The sequence below is a fragment of the Bacillus sp. JNUCC-22 genome, from assembly GCF_018861275.1.
GTDB lineage: Bacteria > Bacillota > Bacilli > Bacillales > Bacillaceae > Bacillus > Bacillus velezensis.
The window spans coordinates 916728-932244 of the sequence record NZ_CP076408.1; the positions used below are offsets into that span (position 1 = coordinate 916728).

The window sequence follows — 15517 nt, forward strand, 5'->3', positions numbered from 1 at the left end:
TTTTCCTCCTTCATGTCAAATCATCATTAAGATGTGAAAAAAGCCGATCCGTTATACATCAAGACCTGTTTCGTTACGTGGGGATTATTTACTATTTTGCGCCAGTGAAGACAATCTTTACAAAAAAGTGATGTGATTTCTAAGAAAATAAGCTAACGTATTTCTTAGAAGACAGGGGGGAAATGAATGAAGAAAAAAAGGGGTATGCGTCTTACGTGCTGTTTGCTGACGGTTTGTTTTTTGATGTTCAGCGTGAAAGATGCGGAAGCAATCGGACAAGCAGGATCACTGAATGAAGCTGGAACGGATAAAGCGTATAAAGAACAGCAGACAGAAGACTCCGGCCGTGTCCCGCTCAGAATCATCAGCATGAATGATCTGCACGGAAAAATTGATCAGCAATATGAGCTTGACCTTAACGGAGACGGTAAACCGGATGGCACGTTCGGGCGGATGGACTACGCCGCAGCGTACATTAAAAAGGCGAAAGCCGAGAAAGAACACGCCTTTGTCGTGCATGCGGGCGATATGATCGGGGGCAGCTCTCCCGTGTCAGCCCTTTTTCAGGATGAACCGACAGTAGAATTGATGGAAGACATCGGTTTTGATGTCGGAACTGTCGGCAATCACGAATTCGATGAAGGAACGAATGAGCTTAAACGGATCATCAATGGAGGAGATCATCCGGACGGTAAGGGGACAAGCGGTTATGACGGCCAAAATTTCCCGCTCGTCTGCGCCAACTGTAAACTGAAGTCAGGGGAGTCCTTTCTGCCGCCGTATGAAATTAAATACGTTTCCGGAATTCCGGTCGCATTTATCGGGGTTGTAACCAGATCGGCGGCAGGCATGGTCATCCCGGACGGAATTAAAAATATTACGTTTACGGATGAGGTAAAGGCTGTCAATGACGCCGCCGCTGACCTGAAGAAAAAAGGAATTAAAGCAATCGCCGTGCTCGCCCATATGTCTGCTGAACAAAATGGCTCAGCCATCACGGGAGAATCCGCAAAGCTTGCAAGCGGAACAGACTCAGAGATTGATGTGATTTTCGCCGCGCACAATCATAAAGTCGTAAACGGAGAAATCAACGGCAAGCTGATCGTGCAGGCATTTGAATACGGAAAAGCAATCGGAATCGCCGATCTTGAACTTGATAAAGAGTCGAAGGATATCGTGAAAAAATCAGCGGAAATCCAATATATCGATCAAAGCAAAATCAAGCCTGACCCGGCTGCGGCAGGCATATTAAGCAAATATGAAGAGAAAGTAAAACCGATTATCAGCGAAGCAGTCGGGGAAGCGGCCCATGATATAACGGGCGGGTATTCAAATGACGGCGACACGGCGCTCGGAAATCTGATTGCCGACGGTATGAAAGCGAAGATGAAATCCGATTTTGCGCTTATGAATGGAGGAGGCATCCGGGACGGCTTAAAAAAAGGGCCGATCACATGGGGAGACCTTTATAATGTACAGCCGTTCGGCAATGTGCTGACGAAGCTTGAAATCAAAGGAAAAGATTTGCGGGAGATCATTAACGCGCAAATTTCTCCGGTGTACGGACCGGATTACAGCATCAGCGGATTTTCCTATACATGGAACCCGGAAACCGGACAAGCGGTTGATATGAAGATGGCGGACGGGACAGACATACAGCCCGAAAAAGGATATACAGTAACAGTCAATCAATTTATGGCAACGGCAGCGGGGGCAAAATACGGTCCGATCGGGAAACTCGGCAAGAATCCGGTGACGGGGCCTGAGGATTTGGAAGCGACAGTAGACTATGTCAAAAGCTTTTCCGCGCCGATTTCTTATCAAACCGACGGCCGAATCCGCACGGCATCAGCCGCCGAAACACCTGATGACACCGGCAATCAGCCGGGAAGCGGGGAAACACCGGGCGGTACCAGGCCTGATAAAGGAGAAAAACCTCAAGCGGAAAAACCGGATGCAGCAGAACAGCCTGATCAAACCAAAAAACCTGAACGTCCTGTCGTAAAAGAAACAGCATCTGATACAGTGGAGTCAATTCCCGAATCCCGTCCGGCGTCTGCCGCAAATTCGGAACAAAGCACAAAACAGACTGAAAGCGGCACACAAAAAGGCCGCCCATTGCCTGATACTTCAGCGGGCAGCCATCAGACGGCATTGGCCGGCCTGGTGATCACGGGTGCCGGCGTATATTGGCTTTTCAGAAAGAAAAGGGGAACCCGCACACGATGAACAAACTGAAACATATTCCGCTTCTCGTCATCATCGTCGGTATCATCATCACATGTTACGGAAGCTGGAAGATCATTGATTCACATATGAAAACGAACCATTCGCTTGAAGAAGCAAAAAAAGCAACAGAACCTGTCTTGGAAAAGAACGAAACAAAAAGCGCTGTGCTGACACAGCGCAAAAAAGAATTTCACCCCGAAACGGGTGAGGCAAGCGGCATTTTAGAAATCCCTGAAATCGACGCTGAGCTCCCGATCGTCGAAGGGACTGACGCAGATGATTTAGCAAAAGGCGTCGGACATTATAAGGACAGCTATTATCCGGGCGATCACGGCCAAATTGTGTTATCCGGCCACAGGGACACGGTGTTCCGCCGGACCGGCGAACTGAAAAAAGGAGACAGACTGAACGTGATTTTGTCTTACGGCACGTTTTCTTATAAAATCAGCCGTACAAAAATCGTCAGCCGGGATGATACATCTGTCATCACCCTTCAGCACAAGCGGGAGGAACTGATCCTGACCACTTGCTATCCGTTTTCTTACATTGGAAATGCGCCGAAACGATATATTATATATGCCGACCCTGTTTAAGAAAAATACGTTTCGGTAAAATGAGCCAGATCAGCCGGCATCGGCGCCTCGGCAACGATTTCTTCTCCTGAGATCGGATGGACGACACTGACTTTTTTTGCGTGAAGCGCCTGCCTGTGAAACAGCGTCCTGCTTCCGCCGTACAGGTCATCGCCCGCCAACGGATGGCCGATGCTTGCCATATGCACCCTGATTTGATGTGTTCTCCCGGTTTCCAGTTCAAGCTCTGCCAATGTAAGCTGCGCACCGGGATGATAGCCTTTCACTTTGTAATGGGTGACGGCGGCTTGTCCGCCGGGTGAGACGCGCCGTCTGACGGAATGTGACCTGTCGCGGCCGATCGGCGAGTCAACCGTGCCTTTTTTCGGCGTGACTTTTCCTTCCGCCGCGGCGATATAGGTGCGTTTTAATGTTTTGGTTTCGAGCTGACGGTCAAGGATTGCATGGGCCAGGCGGTGTTTCGCGAAAACGACCGCGCCTGACGTGTCACGGTCAAGACGGTGAACGTGGCGCACTTTCGCCTGCTCGCCGTTGATTTGAAAATGGTAAGCGATCAGGTTGCTGAGGGTGCCGGTCTGACCCTCTTCATTTGGATGAGTCGGCATTCCCGCCGGCTTATTTGCAATCAGCATATGATTGTCCTCAAATAAAATGTCCGGCTCTCCGTATTCCGGAGTCACCGAAGAACCCGTTTTTTCCTGAAGATCAATGAATAAGCGATCTCCGGTTTTCAGTATGATGTTGTTTTTCGGGGATGTTCGATTCACCTGAATGCTTTCTTGGTTCATCCATTCCGTAATTACGGGTTTTGACGCCTGGAATTCAGATTTCAGGACTGAAAACAGCCATTGTCCGGCGTGCTTTTCCGTAATCAGGAGTTCCAGACCGCGGTCATTTTGTTTCATATCATAAAGCTCCTTTTCAAGCGGAAAGCGGCTGTTTCAATAGGAAACACTTACCTTAGCTTTCGCGTTTTTTTCTATGCTATTCTTGATAAAGATTAAGGATATTCACATGGCAAGAAAGGTGATTGATGTGAGAATTGTGAACGCAGCGACTGACGGACAAGAAAGCGCGATACAAGAGCTTTCCTCTGAATTGTTTCAAAATGTCTTTCCTCTTTATTTCTCCGAACTGGAAATTCAGCGCTTTAAAAAAAGGGGCGTATTATCATTACAAAACCAACGTTACCAAGGAACTTTAAAAGAAGCGTTTCAAATTATGGCTTGTCTGCAAACGGTACATATCATGCTGTCAAAGCCGCACCCGGTATATGACGTCAAAGAGCGGGCGCTGTTTGATAAAAATTGCGCTTTGCTGAATGAATGCGGAATGAATTTTCCCTTTACCTATGATGATTTCGAGACAGGGGCCGGATCAGAAGCCTGCGGTCACAGAAGGCTGATCTGACGGGTATAAAGAGCCTTTTAACAGGCTCTTTTTTGCTTCCTTGACATGATACCACAATTTCTTTCCTCTAACTCCCTTTATAATGAGACAAATCCCCGAGCATAATAAATGTCGAAAGGGGTGCTTTACAATGAGTTCAATCAAACAATCAATGACTACCCACGTGGCTACCGTTTCTCCCAATCAAACGATTCAGGAAGCGGCTGCGCTGATGCACCAGCATAATGTCGGAGCAATTCCCGTCGTTGACGGAGGGGAATTAAAAGGAATGCTGACAGACCGTGATATCGCATTGAGAACAACGGCTCAAGGCCGCGACGGCCAAACACCTGTTTCACACGTGATGTCTTCTACAGTTGTATCCGGAAACCCGGAAATGAGTCTTGAAGAGGCGTCACATCTGATGGCCCAACACCAAATCCGCCGCCTTCCCATTGTCGATCAAAATCATCTGGTCGGGATCGTTGCGCTTGGAGACTTAGCGGTCGATCAGCGTTCAAATGAGTCTGCGGGAGCAGCTCTTTCCAATATTTCCAGTCAAAACACACAGTAACGGATGAAGAGAGCTTGCACTCATGCAGGCTCTTCTTTCCGTGAGAATGTTACATTTTGAACGCGAAAGAAATTCACGGTATAGTGTATACATAGGTCAGTACGTTTAGCTAAAGGAGCTGTAACCATTGATAAAAGCATTAATCTTTGATTTTGACGGGTTAATTTTAGATACAGAAACCCATGAATATGAAGTGCTGCAGGAAATGTTTGAGGAACACGGTTCAACATTGCCTTTATCCGTCTGGGGAAAGGTGATCGGAACGGCCGCGGGGTTTAAGCCGTTCGCATATTTAGAGGAGCAGCTGGGAAGAAAGCTCGATCATGATGAACTGACGGCGATCAGGCGCGGGCGCTTCGAACAGCGGATGAAGACGGAAACGGCTCGCCCCGGGGTGGAGGCTTATTTAGCCGCGGCAAAAGAATTAGGATTGAAGGTGGGGCTCGCGTCCAGCTCAGATTTCAAATGGGTATCGGGCCATCTGAAGGAATTAGGCCTGTTTGATGAATTTGAAGTGATTCAGACGGCTGACGACGTAGAAGAAGTGAAGCCGAATCCGGAGCTCTATCTGAAAGCTGCGGAACATTTAGGCGTTGAACCATCTGAATGTCTGGCCTTTGAGGATTCGGTCAACGGCTCTATCGCAGCCAAACGGGCCGGCATGAAATGTGTCATCGTGCCGAATAAGGTAACAAGCGCCCTGTTATTTGAAGAATACGATCACAGACTGGAATCGATGGCGGAAATGGAACTTGAATTACTCTTACAGCGATTGAACGATCAAAACGAACCGGCAGGGGGAAGCAGCATTGTCTGAGAAACTTGATCTGACCCGTTTTGAAAAGAAAATGGTCATACGGAATATGGAAGAGAAAGATATCAACAAAATTATTGAGCTGCAAAAGGATTGTTTTCCGGGGATGGAGCCGTGGGAGCCTGAGCATTTAATCAGCCATCTCGCGCACTTTCCCGAAGGTCAGTTTTGCGCCGAGTACGAAGGGGAAATTATCGGTTCATGCTCAAGCCTGATCATCAATTTCGATGAATATGATGACCGCCACACGTGGCAGGACATTACAGACGACGGTTATATCACGAACCACAACCCGGACGGATTGAATCTGTACGGGATTGAGGTAATGGTTCACCCGGAATACAGACGGATGAAAATCGGACACCGGCTGTATGAGGCGAGAAAAGACTTGGCGAGACGATTGAATCTGAAAAGCATTATTATCGGCGGGCGGATTCCGAATTATCATAAGTATGCGGAAGAAATGACGGCGAGAGCTTATGTCGAACAGGTGACGCGCCATCAGATTTATGATCCGGTGCTTTCTTTCCAGCTGATGAACGGATTTACGCTCATGCGGATCAATCCGAATTATCTCCCGGATGACACCGCGTCCATTAAATATGCGACATTAATGGAATGGAACAATGTCGATTACCTGCCGCAATCGAAGCGCTATTACAAATCGGCATTTCCGGTGCGCATCTGCGTCATTCAATATGAAATGAAAAAGATTTACTCCTTCGAGGAATTTGCCAATCAGGTTGAATATTATGTCGATGTGGCTTCCGATGCGAGATCTGATTTCGCGGTGTTCCCGGAAATTTTCACGACGCAGCTCATGTCTTTCCTCGAGGAGCGTTCTCCGAGTCTGGCCATTCAGAGGATTACCGAATATACCGAGGACTATATCAGCCTCTTTACAGATCTCGCGGTGAAATATAATGTCAACATCATCGGCGGCTCCCACTTCGTTGAAGAAGAGGGGAAAATTTATAACATCGCCTACTTATTCAGACGTGACGGCACGATTGAAAAACAATATAAGCTTCACATTACGCCGAATGAGCGGAAATGGTGGGGCATCAGCGCCGGAGACAGGGTGCGCGTATTTGATACGGACTGCGGAAAGATCGCCATTCAGATCTGTTACGATATTGAATTTCCGGAGCTTGCGAGAATTGCCGCGGATCAAGGGGCGAAAATTATCTTTACGCCGTTCTGCACTGAAGACCGCCAAGGCTACTTGCGCGTAAGGTACTGCTCTCAGGCGCGAGCGGTTGAAAACCAAATTTACACCGTCATCTCAGGTACGGTCGGAAACCTGCCGCAAACAGAAAATATGGATATTCAATACGCGCAGTCAGCCATTTTTGCTCCGTCTGATTTTGAATTTGCCAGAGACGGAATCGTCGGTGAAACGAATCCGAATATCGAAATGGTCGTGATCGGGGACGTGGACCTTGAAATCTTAAGAAGGCAGCGTGAAAACGGAACCGTGCGCCAGCTGAAAGACCGGCGCAAAGATATTTACCGGATTACGCATTTGAAATAAAAAAATGCCCGCTCCGCTTAAGGGGCGGTTTTTTTTATAAAAACACTTGCACCGGCCCCGGTTTCGGGATATGCTCTTGTAGCCCTTTCGCTTTCTGGGAGAAAGCGTTTTTTTAATTGCCGCCGCTTTATTGACTCGCCCATGCCGCGCCTTTATATTCTTATTAAGAGGAAAACTTCACCAAGAGAATCGGCGTCAGAAGCCGGGCAGCTTTCGATACAGTGCAATGATATTGAAAGGGAGATGAGCGGTGTGGAACATGTACAAAAAAATCAGTCACTCAAACAAAAGGATAAAGAGCTGATTTGGCACGCGATGAAAGGGGCGGAGCCGGATGACAGCATAATCGTCCAAAAAGGGGAAGGCGCCTGGGTTACGGACATTGACGGCAGACGGTATTTGGACGGCATGTCAGGACTGTGGTGCGTCAATATCGGATATGGGAGAAAGGAACTTGCCGATGCGGCTTACAGTCAATTGAAGGAGCTTCCTTATTATCCGCTGACCCAAAGCCATCAACCCGCGATTGAGCTTGCGGAAAAACTGAATGAATGGCTAGGCGGCGATTATGTAATCTTCTTTTCCAACAGCGGATCGGAAGCAAATGAAACCGCGTTCAAAATTGCCCGCCAATACCACATTGAAAACGGCGATCACAGCCGCTTCAAATTCATCTCCCGGTACAGAGGCTATCACGGCAATACGATGGGGGCGCTCGCCGCTACCGGCCAGGCGCAGAGAAAATATAAATATGAGCCGCTCTCACAAGGTTTTTTGCACGCGGCGCCGCCTGATCTTTATCGGAATCCCGGCGATGCCGTCACATTGGAAAGCGCGCATGAAATCGACCGGATCATGACGTGGGAGTTAAGCGAAACGATTGCCGGCGTTATTATGGAACCGATTATTACAGGCGGAGGGATACTGATGCCCCCGGACGGGTATATGGCAAAGGTAGAGGACATTTGCCGCCGCCACGGCGCGCTTCTGATCAGTGATGAAGTTATTTGCGGTTTCGGCCGCACGGGAGAGCCGTTCGGATTTCAGCATTACGGCGTTTCACCGGACATCGTCACAATGGCAAAAGGCATTACGAGCGCTTATCTGCCGCTGTCGGCAACGGCAGTAAAACGGGAGATTTTTGAGGCATATTCGGGCGGTGAGCCGTACGGCCGCTTCCGGCACGTGAATACATTCGGAGGCAATCCGGCAGCCTGCGCCCTGGCCTTGAAAAACCTGCAATTGATGGAGGACGAAAATCTGATCGCCCGCTCCCGGGAGCTTGGAGAAAGGCTGCTCCGTGAGCTTGAGCCGCTCAGAGAACATCCGGCGGTCGGAGATGTACGGGGCAAGGGCCTTCTTGCCGGCATTGAGCTCGTCAAGGACAAAGTCACGAAGGAACCCGCTGATGCCGCCCTTGTGCAGCACGTCATCACCGTGTGCAGAGAAAAAGGCCTGCTTGTCGGGAAAAATGGCGATACTGTAGCGGGATATAATAATGTCATTCAGCTGTCTCCGCCTTTTTGCCTGTCGGACGAGGAGCTCTCTTTCATCATTTCGACCGTCAAGGAAAGCGTGCTGAGCATTGATTTTTAATGTAAAGGAGTAAAACATGAGTTTTCACAACCAGCAGATTCTACCGGCAATCCGGAACATGAAGCAATTCGATGCATTTTTAGAAAGTCCGTTCTTATACGGCGTCATTTTAGATATCCACCTCGGTCAATTAAAAGGTGTCGTGAATGAAGCGAAAAAACACGGAAAACTTCTGATGGTTCACGTCGATTTAATCCACGGCATTAAGCATGATGAATACGGTGCGGAGTTCATTTGCCAGGATATCCGGCCCGCGGGCATCATTTCGACGAGATCATCAGTCATCGTCAAAGCGAAACAAAAGAAAATATACGCGATCCAGCGTCTGTTTCTCTTGGATACGAGCGCCATGGAGAAAAGCATGGAATTCGTCGGGAAGCATAAGCCTGACTTTATCGAGGTTCTCCCGGGCATCGTTCCGACTTTAATCAGAGAAATTAAAGAAATGACGGGGATTCCGATTTTTGCCGGCGGCTTCATCCGCACGGAGCAGGACGTTGAAAACGCCTTGCAGGCAGGAGCCACGGCCGTGACGACTTCAGACACCGAACTATGGGCTAAATATGAACATTCTATGACAAAAAAAGATTGACACCGCTTACACCCATTGTTACAATAGACCTAGGTTAATACTATGTGATGGAGACCCGGAGACCCACAACAGCTCTTTACGGAAGCAATAAAGCGTAAAGCGGTTTGTTGTGGGTTTTTTATTCTCTATAACTCTGTCAAACCTGCTATTTTGTCATTTAGGAGGAATGATGATGACAGCATTTTGGGGAGAAGTAATCGGTACAATGCTGCTTGTTATTTTCGGCGGCGGCGTTTGTGCGGGAGTCAATTTAAAGAAATCGCTTTCATACCAATCCGGATGGATTGTTATTGTATTCGGCTGGGGATTGGGAGTAGCCATGGCGGCATATGCCGTCGGCAGCATCAGCGGCGCCCACTTGAATCCGGCTTTAACGATAGGCCTTGCGCTTGAAGGAAGCTTTCCTTGGAAAGAGGTCCCTGTTTATATTGCGGGACAGATGATCGGAGCAATGATCGGTGCGGTTGTTGTGTTCCTTCATTATCTGCCGCATTGGAAGGCGACGGATGATCCGGCCGCTAAACTGGGCGTTTTCTCGACCGGTCCGAGTATTCCTCATACATTTGGGAATATGATAAGTGAAGTCATTGGTACGTTTGTGCTTGTGCTCGGCATTTTGGCAATCGGAGCGAATGAATTTACAAAAGGGCTGAACCCGCTGATTGTCGGATTCCTCATCGTTGCCATCGGGATTTCTCTTGGAGGGACGACCGGATATGCGATCAACCCTGCGCGGGATTTGGGGCCGAGAATCGCTCACGCCTTTCTGCCGATTCCGAAAAAAGGGCCGTCAAATTGGAAATATGCCTGGATTCCCGTAGTCGGTCCGATCATGGGCGGTGCGTTCGGCGGCGTATTTTACAATGCCGCGTTTAAAGGAAATGTGACACCTAGCTTTTGGTTTGTAAGCGTTATAATGGTTGTAGTGCTTTTCATACTCTATATTTATACCAAGAAATCTCAATCACGGAAAACATTATCAAATTCTGAATATATTTAAAAAGGAGAGCGGCATCATGGAGACCTATATTTTATCAATTGACCAAGGCACAACAAGTTCAAGAGCGATTCTTTTTAATAAAGAAGGAAAAATCGTGCATTCCGCTCAAAAGGAATTCACACAGCATTTCCCTCAGCCGGGCTGGGTGGAGCACAATGCGAACGAAATCTGGGGATCGGTGCTCGCCGTTATCGCGACTGTGATCTCCGAGTCCGGAATCAGCGCTGATCAAATTGTCGGCATCGGCATCACGAACCAAAGGGAAACGACGGTCGTATGGGATAAAGATACCGGAAAGCCGGTATACAATGCGATTGTGTGGCAATCGAGACAAACATCCGGCATTTGCGAAGAGCTTCGTGAAAAAGGATATAATGATACATTCAGAGAAAAAACGGGACTTTTGATCGACCCTTATTTCTCAGGAACGAAAGTCAAATGGATTCTTGACAATGTAGAAGGCGCGCGGGAAAAAGCGGAAAACGGAAATCTTCTGTTCGGAACGATTGATTCATGGCTCATCTGGAAAATGTCCGGAGGGGCGGCGCACGTAACGGATTATTCCAACGCTTCAAGAACCCTGATGTTTAATATACATGAATTAAAATGGGATGACGAGCTGCTTGATATTTTAGGCGTACCGAAATCAATGCTGCCGGAAGTGAAACCGTCTTCTCATGTGTATGCGAAAACGGTTGATTATCATTTCTTCGGTAAAAACATTCCGATTGCGGGAGCGGCCGGAGACCAGCAGTCTGCGCTGTTCGGCCAGGCGTGCTTTGAAGAAGGCATGGGGAAAAACACATACGGCACAGGCTGCTTTATGCTGATGAATACCGGAGAAAAAGCCATCACTTCTGATCACGGCCTTCTGACGACAATCGCCTGGGGATTAGACGGAAAAGTCGAGTATGCACTGGAAGGAAGCATCTTTGTCGCAGGTTCTGCCATCCAATGGCTGAGAGACGGCATGCGGATGTTCCAGGATTCAAAAGAAAGCGAGACATACGCAGAGCGTGTGGATTCCGCTGACGGTGTTTATGTCGTGCCCGCTTTCGTCGGATTAGGCACACCGTACTGGGACAGCGACGTGCGCGGCTCAGTTTTCGGCCTGACACGCGGAACGACGAAGGAGCATTTTATCCGGGCTACGCTTGAATCTCTCGCTTATCAGGCGAAAGATGTGCTTGATGCCATGGAGGCTGATTCAGGTATCTCTTTAAAAACATTGCGTGTAGACGGCGGAGCGGTAAAAAATAACTTCCTCATGCAGTTCCAGAGCGACTTGCTTGATGTACCGGTCGAACGTCCGGAAATTAATGAAACGACGGCGCTCGGTGCCGCGTATTTGGCCGGAATCGCTGTCGGCTACTGGAAGGACAGCACTGAAATCGCTGATCAATGGAACCTTGATAAGCAATTCAAACCGGAAATGGAAGATGAAAAACGTGATGAATTGTACGGCGGATGGAAAAAAGCAGTAAATGCAGCTATGGCTTTTAAATAAGATAAAAATGTGGTATACTGAAAACAAGTTAATAGGAACGGTCCTGAGATGAGGAGAGACCACAGCACCAAAGTGATGACATGCGCTTTGGCTGTTGTGGTCTCTTTTTCTATACCGTGACAACAAGGAGGAAACGTAATGATGAATCACCAATTTTCAAGTTTGGAACGGGATCATATGCTGGAAGACATGACTAAAAAAACATACGATCTGTTTATTATAGGCGGAGGTATTACGGGTGCCGGTACGGCGCTTGACGCTGCTTCAAGGGGAATGAAAGTCGCTTTGAGCGAAATGCAGGATTTCGCGGCCGGCACATCAAGCCGATCCACAAAGCTTGTCCACGGCGGTTTGCGTTATCTGAAGCAATTTGAAGTCAAAATGGTTGCAGAAGTCGGTAAAGAACGTGCCATCGTGTACGAAAACGGCCCGCACGTCACGACGCCGGAATGGATGCTGCTGCCGTTTCATAAAGGCGGCACGTTCGGTTCATTCTCTACTTCCATCGGCCTGCGTGTGTACGACTATTTAGCAGGGGTGAAAAAATCAGAGCGCAGAAGCATGCTGTCTGCTAAAGAAACGCTGCAAAAAGAGCCGCTCGTCAAAAAAGACGGCTTAAAAGGCGGAGGCTATTATGTAGAGTACCGGACGGACGATGCGAGACTGACGATTGAAGTCATGAAAGAAGCCGTTAAATTCGGTGCGGAGCCTGTCAACTATTCTAAAGTGAAAGAACTGCTTTATGAAAAAGGAAAAGTTGTCGGCGTTTTAATTGAAGATCTGCTGTCAGGCAAGGAATACAAAGTTTACGCCAAAAAAATCGTCAATGCGACAGGTCCGTGGGTCGACGAGCTGAGAGAAAAAGACCACAGCAAAAGCGGAAAACATCTTCAGCACACAAAAGGGGTCCATCTCGTATTCGACCAATCCGTATTCCCGCTTAAACAGGCGGTGTACTTTGATACGCCGGACGGTCGGATGGTGTTCGCCATTCCGCGTGAAGGAAAAACATACGTGGGTACGACCGATACGGTTTACAAACAAAAACTTGAGCACCCGCGCATGACGGTGCAGGATCGCGATTATGTCGTCAGCTCCATCAATTATATGTTCCCGGAACTGAACATTACGGCGGACGATATTGAATCAAGCTGGGCCGGCCTCAGGCCGCTTATTCACGAAGAAGGGAAAGACCCGTCTGAGATCTCCCGTAAAGATGAAATCTGGACATCTCAATCAGGCCTGATTACGATCGCCGGAGGAAAACTGACGGGCTACCGTAAAATGGCTGAGCACATTGTTGATCTTGTCCGCGACCGCTTGAAAGAAGAGGGCGGCCAGGACTTCGGCGGATGCAAGACGAAGACGATGCCGATTTCCGGCGGACATGTCGGCGGCTCTAAAAACTTCGAGTCATTTGTGGAAGCAAAGACAAAAGATGGCTTGAAAATCGGTTTATCACAGGAAACCGCTAAGCAGTTAGCCATCAGATACGGCTCTAACGTTGAAAATGTATTCAGCCGGATTGAGGGTCTGAAAGACGAAGCGGAAAAACGCCAGATTCCGGTTCACATTTTGGCTGAAGCAGCTTACAGCATCGAAGAAGAAATGGCTGCGACACCTGCCGATTTCTTCGTCCGCAGAACGGGAAGACTGTTCTTCGACATCAAATGGGTGCAAACGTATAAAACGGCCGTGATTGATTACATGAGCGACCGATTCCAATGGAATGACGAAACGAAAGAAAAACACACTGAGTGGTTAAATACGCTGCTGCACGACGCGGTTGTTCCGCTCGAACAATAATAACCGGAGGGCTGTGCCGAAAAGGCATGAGCCCTTCTTTTATCTGTTTACATAAAGCATTTGGTTAAGTTATCAAGTGACACGGGCAGCCGCTTCATATTAAAATATGGTCATAAGCTGAAATTATAGGAGGACGAACATGAGTTGGAGTAAGAGTTACGAACGCTGGAATCAGGCCGAACAATTAGATTCAGAATTGAAAAAATTATTGGCGGACGCAGAAGGAAACGAGCAGCTGCTGGAAGATTTTTTCTACAAAAATCTTGAGTTCGGAACAGGAGGCATGAGAGGAGAAATCGGGCCGGGTACGAACAGGATGAATATTTACACGGTCCGCAAAGCATCCGCCGGACTTGCGGCGTATATCGCGAAACAGGGGGAAGACGCGAAAAAAAGAGGGGTTGCGATCGCATACGACTCCCGTCATAAATCTCCTGAGTTTGCGATGGAAGCTGCAAAAACTCTTGCTTCCCAAGGCATTCAAACATACGTATTTGATGAGCTCCGCCCGACGCCTGAGCTGTCTTTTGCGGTGAGAAAGCTGAACGCTTATGCCGGTATCGTCGTGACGGCCAGCCATAACCCGCCTGAATATAACGGATATAAAGTGTATGGCGATGACGGCGCACAGCTGCCGCCGAAAGAAGCGGACATCGTCATTGCGGAAGTGAATGCCATAGAAAATGAATTAACGATTCAAGTTGAAGATGAACAGTCACTGAAAGAAAAAGGTTTGATTAAAATAATCGGTGAAGAAATTGATAAACCGTATACTGAAGAACTGACTTCCATCTCCGTACATCCCGAGCTTTCGGATGAAGTGGATGTCAGCGTCGTGTTCACTCCGCTGCACGGCACGGCAAATAAACCGGTGCGCCGCGGTCTTGAAGCACTCGGTTATAAAAACGTCACCGTCGTAAAGGAGCAAGAGCTGCCGGACCCGGATTTTTCAACCGTCAAATCGCCGAATCCGGAAGAGCACGCGGCATTCGAATATGCCATTAAGCTCGGAGAAGAACAAAACGCTGATATTCTCGTCGCTACGGACCCGGATGCCGACCGTCTCGGCATTGCTGTAAAAAACAGCGAAGGCAAGTACACAGTGCTGACGGGAAACCAGACAGGCGCGCTTTTATTGCATTACCTGCTTTCCGAGAAGAAAAAACAGGGCACTCTTCCTGAAAACGGTGTCGTCATGAAAACGATTGTCACGAGCGAATTGGGCCGCGCCGTCGCTTCATCGTTCGGATTAGATACGGTTGACACGCTGACAGGCTTCAAATTTATCGGTGAAAAGATCAAAGAATATGAAAAATCAGGCCAATACACGTTCCAGTTCGGGTATGAAGAAAGCTACGGCTACTTAATCGGCGATTTCGCGCGTGACAAAGACGCGATACAAGCTGCGCTGTTAGCCGTCGAGGTATGCGCCTTTTATAAAAAGCAGGGCATGTCGCTTTATGACGCGCTGCTGTCCATTTTTAAAGAATACGGTTATTACCGTGAAGGCTTGAAGTCATTGACGTTAAAAGGAAAACAGGGAGCCGAGCAGATTTCCGCTATCCTGACTTCCTTCCGAAACGATCCGCCGAAGCAGATGGCCGGAAAACAAATCACGCAGGCTGAAGACTATTCAACGGGAAAACGGACTGTATTTGCCGATCATCATGAAGAGGATATTGATCTGCCGAAGTCAAATGTCCTGAAATATTTCCTTGAAGACGGCTCTTGGTTCTGTCTTCGTCCATCAGGAACGGAGCCGAAAGTGAAGTTCTATTTCGCTGTGAAGGGAACTTCTTTACAAGACAGCGAACAGCGTCTTGCCGCATTATCTGAAGCCGTCATGAAAACAGTGGATGGCATAGTGGAAAAAACGAAATAAA

The 15517-nt window shown here is 48.2% G+C and carries 13 protein-coding genes; 12 read left to right on the forward strand and 1 reads right to left on the reverse strand.

Annotated features, from left to right (window positions below; translation table 11 throughout):
* The first annotated feature begins 186 nt into the window (after window positions 1-186).
* Both JNUCC22_RS04715 and JNUCC22_RS04720 read left to right on the forward strand, forming a co-directional pair.
* Complete coding sequence (locus JNUCC22_RS04715; protein ID WP_150941090.1) at window positions 187-2229, forward strand: 5'-nucleotidase C-terminal domain-containing protein; 2043 nt, start codon at window positions 187-189, stop codon at window positions 2227-2229.
* Complete coding sequence (locus JNUCC22_RS04720) at window positions 2226-2822, forward strand: class D sortase (protein WP_012117161.1); 597 nt, start codon at window positions 2226-2228, stop codon at window positions 2820-2822. Before JNUCC22_RS04715 ends, JNUCC22_RS04720 begins: the two co-directional genes overlap by 4 nt.
* Here JNUCC22_RS04720 and JNUCC22_RS04725 read toward each other — a convergent pair.
* Window positions 2819-3727 (reverse strand): RluA family pseudouridine synthase, encoded by a 909-nt coding sequence (locus JNUCC22_RS04725; RefSeq protein ID WP_007408447.1) that lies wholly within the window; start codon window positions 3725-3727, stop codon window positions 2819-2821. The genes JNUCC22_RS04720 and JNUCC22_RS04725 overlap by 4 nt on opposite strands.
* Before the next feature lie 109 nt (window positions 3728-3836).
* On the opposite strand from JNUCC22_RS04725, the gene JNUCC22_RS04730 reads away from it, so the two are divergent.
* The 10 genes from JNUCC22_RS04730 (at window position 3837) to JNUCC22_RS04775 (ending at window position 15516) form a co-directional block, all read left to right on the forward strand.
* On the forward strand, window positions 3837-4232 hold the full coding sequence (locus JNUCC22_RS04730; protein WP_007408448.1) for a DUF5365 family protein: 396 nt from the start codon (window positions 3837-3839) through the stop codon (window positions 4230-4232).
* 130 nt (window positions 4233-4362) lie between these two features.
* Window positions 4363-4785, forward strand: a complete 423-nt coding sequence (locus JNUCC22_RS04735) for a CBS domain-containing protein (RefSeq protein ID WP_007610283.1) — start codon at window positions 4363-4365, stop codon at window positions 4783-4785.
* 127 nt (window positions 4786-4912) lie between these two features.
* Entirely contained in the window at window positions 4913-5602 is a 690-nt protein-coding gene (locus tag JNUCC22_RS04740; RefSeq protein ID WP_003155347.1) for an HAD family hydrolase, read from the forward strand.
* Window positions 5595-7133: a bifunctional GNAT family N-acetyltransferase/carbon-nitrogen hydrolase family protein gene (locus JNUCC22_RS04745; RefSeq protein WP_003155346.1), complete on the forward strand. Its 1539-nt coding sequence runs from the start codon at window positions 5595-5597 to the stop codon at window positions 7131-7133. Before JNUCC22_RS04740 ends, JNUCC22_RS04745 begins: the two co-directional genes overlap by 8 nt.
* A gap of 243 nt (window positions 7134-7376) precedes the next feature.
* Window positions 7377-8729: an aspartate aminotransferase family protein gene (locus JNUCC22_RS04750; protein WP_216062170.1), complete on the forward strand. Its 1353-nt coding sequence runs from the start codon at window positions 7377-7379 to the stop codon at window positions 8727-8729.
* A 16-nt stretch (window positions 8730-8745) separates the two neighbouring features.
* On the forward strand, window positions 8746-9321 hold the full coding sequence (locus JNUCC22_RS04755) for a glycerol-3-phosphate responsive antiterminator (RefSeq protein WP_007610287.1): 576 nt from the start codon (window positions 8746-8748) through the stop codon (window positions 9319-9321).
* A gap of 172 nt (window positions 9322-9493) precedes the next feature.
* On the forward strand, window positions 9494-10321 hold the full coding sequence (locus JNUCC22_RS04760; protein WP_216062171.1) for an MIP/aquaporin family protein: 828 nt from the start codon (window positions 9494-9496) through the stop codon (window positions 10319-10321).
* 16 nt (window positions 10322-10337) lie between these two features.
* Window positions 10338-11828 carry a glycerol kinase GlpK gene (gene glpK / locus JNUCC22_RS04765; protein ID WP_216062172.1) on the forward strand — a complete coding sequence of 497 codons (1491 nt, stop codon included), beginning with the start codon at window positions 10338-10340 and terminating at the stop codon, window positions 11826-11828.
* Between the two features lie 138 nt (window positions 11829-11966).
* On the forward strand, window positions 11967-13634 hold the full coding sequence (gene glpD / locus JNUCC22_RS04770; RefSeq protein ID WP_003155341.1) for a glycerol-3-phosphate dehydrogenase: 1668 nt from the start codon (window positions 11967-11969) through the stop codon (window positions 13632-13634).
* Window positions 13635-13773: 139 nt separating this feature from the next.
* On the forward strand, window positions 13774-15516 hold the full coding sequence (locus JNUCC22_RS04775) for a phospho-sugar mutase (RefSeq protein ID WP_130571226.1): 1743 nt from the start codon (window positions 13774-13776) through the stop codon (window positions 15514-15516).
* Window position 15517 lies beyond the last annotated feature (1 nt).

What these genes read in the sequence shown, in the direction of transcription:
- JNUCC22_RS04715 (WP_150941090.1), top strand. Translation starts at nt 187, where the DNA reads ATGAAGAAAAAAAGGGGTATGCGTCTTACGTGCTGTTTGCTGACGGTT.
- JNUCC22_RS04720 (WP_012117161.1), top strand. Translation starts at nt 2,226, where the DNA reads ATGAACAAACTGAAACATATTCCGCTTCTCGTCATCATCGTCGGTATC.
- JNUCC22_RS04725 (WP_007408447.1), bottom strand. Translation starts at nt 3,727, where the DNA reads ATGAAACAAAATGACCGCGGTCTGGAACTCCTGATTACGGAAAAGCAC.
- JNUCC22_RS04730 (WP_007408448.1), top strand. Translation starts at nt 3,837, where the DNA reads ATGGCAAGAAAGGTGATTGATGTGAGAATTGTGAACGCAGCGACTGAC.
- JNUCC22_RS04735 (WP_007610283.1), top strand. Translation starts at nt 4,363, where the DNA reads ATGAGTTCAATCAAACAATCAATGACTACCCACGTGGCTACCGTTTCT.
- JNUCC22_RS04750 (WP_216062170.1), top strand. Translation starts at nt 7,377, where the DNA reads ATGAGCGGTGTGGAACATGTACAAAAAAATCAGTCACTCAAACAAAAG.
- JNUCC22_RS04755 (WP_007610287.1), top strand. Translation starts at nt 8,746, where the DNA reads ATGAGTTTTCACAACCAGCAGATTCTACCGGCAATCCGGAACATGAAG.
- JNUCC22_RS04760 (WP_216062171.1), top strand. Translation starts at nt 9,494, where the DNA reads ATGACAGCATTTTGGGGAGAAGTAATCGGTACAATGCTGCTTGTTATT.
- glpK (WP_216062172.1), top strand. Translation starts at nt 10,338, where the DNA reads ATGGAGACCTATATTTTATCAATTGACCAAGGCACAACAAGTTCAAGA.
- glpD (WP_003155341.1), top strand. Translation starts at nt 11,967, where the DNA reads ATGATGAATCACCAATTTTCAAGTTTGGAACGGGATCATATGCTGGAA.
- JNUCC22_RS04775 (WP_130571226.1), top strand. Translation starts at nt 13,774, where the DNA reads ATGAGTTGGAGTAAGAGTTACGAACGCTGGAATCAGGCCGAACAATTA.